Raw genomic sequence first — 1272 nt, 5'->3', positions numbered from 1 at the left:
CCTGCTGGAACGGCGCGTCGCTCGTGTTGTGCCGGGCGGTGACGGTGTGGAAGGGCACCTTCAGGTAGTCGGCCATGATCCGGGCCGGCTCGATCCCGCCGGAGGCGATGCCGATCACGCAGCTGACCGCCGGGTCGGTGCCGACGACGGACTCGGCGAGCAACCGGGCCGCGTCGAAGCACTGGTAGCGCGTCGGCGCGAACGGAATCCGCCGCGTGAACACCCGCCTCGCGGCGTAGGGGGTGCTGGTCATGAGCTGCTCCCGGAGGTGGGCAGGCGAAGGTCGGCCGGGCCGGTGACGGGGACGAACGCGGAGATCCCGGTGGCGCCCGGGGTGTTGCGCCAGGCGAAGCCGTCGGCCCGCAGGACCGTGAAGCCGCCCGCGCTCTGCCGGGTGCGCAGCCGGACCCGGACGCCGGCCGGGACGGTCAGCGGGCCGACGGTCTCCTGGGCCTGCTCGTCGGTGAGCATCTGCTCGGCGGCGAGCGAGGCGCCGTCGCCGATGGGGAGCATCTGCAAGAAGGTCACCCCGCCGGCGCCGAGGTGGGCGGCGAGGTCCAGCAGCTCCTGGGCCTCGTGCTTGTTGGCCTGCATGAGGACCATCTGGAGCTGGACGAAGAGCCCTTCGGCTACGGCGGCGCCGATGCCCGCGACGGCGCGGCGGTAGCTGTGCTGGCCGCGCCAGGTGTCGTGGGTGGCCGCGGTGGCACCGTCGAGGGAGACCCGGATCGCGTCGAGAGCGCCGGCGAGTGTTCGGGCGCGGCGGGCGAGGTGCCAGCCGTTGGTGGTGCAGCTGACCACGCTGGTGCCCTTGCTGCGGATCGCGCGGGCGAGGTCGGGCAGTTCGCGCAGCAGCAGCGGTTCGCCGCCGGAGATGTCGACGCCCAGGACGCCCGAGGCAGCGATGTGGCGCACGAGGGTGCGCCGTTCGGCCGGAGTGGACTCGCGCACGGTCTTGTCGTCGAGGCACTGGGGGCAGGCCAGGTTGCAGCGCACGATCGGGGACCAGCACATGCTCAACGGGTAGTCGAGCGCGAGGGCGGCCGGGTCGGCCAGGGGCCAGGCGGCGACCTGCTGGTCGTCCAGGGCAACGCAGCCGGTCGGGAGCGGCTGGGGCGGAAGGTGGTTGGTGCCGACCGCCGGGTCGTGCACGACGGCGGTGCCGCCGAACGTGGCGGCGGCGAAGGTGCGGATCATCGGGTGACCACCTCGGCGTCGGTCAGGTGCTTGTCGGCAGCGGCGGCGAAGGCGCGGCCCTGGCCGGAAGTTGCG

Annotated in this window: 2 protein-coding genes; both read right to left on the bottom strand. The window is 73.7% G+C overall.

Translation table 11 applies throughout. The features are described 5' to 3' along the window. Nucleotides 1–253 (bottom strand): hypothetical protein (locus tag AB0O00_RS40055; RefSeq protein WP_363659593.1); only part of this gene is annotated, 253 nt, incomplete at its 3' end. After that, nucleotides 250–1197 carry a radical SAM protein gene (locus AB0O00_RS40050; RefSeq protein ID WP_363659592.1) on the bottom strand — a complete coding sequence of 316 codons (948 nt, stop codon included), beginning with the start codon at nt 1195–1197 and terminating at the stop codon, nt 250–252. The genes AB0O00_RS40050 and AB0O00_RS40055, both read right to left, overlap by 4 nt. Between the last annotated feature and the right edge of the window lie 75 nt (nt 1198–1272).

The sequence above is a fragment of the Kitasatospora sp. NPDC093558 genome (assembly GCF_040683475.1).
Lineage (GTDB): Bacteria > Actinomycetota > Actinomycetes > Streptomycetales > Streptomycetaceae > Kitasatospora.
The sequence above is the reverse complement of the archived record's forward strand: the minus strand, read 5'-3'. Positions and strand labels throughout refer to the sequence as shown.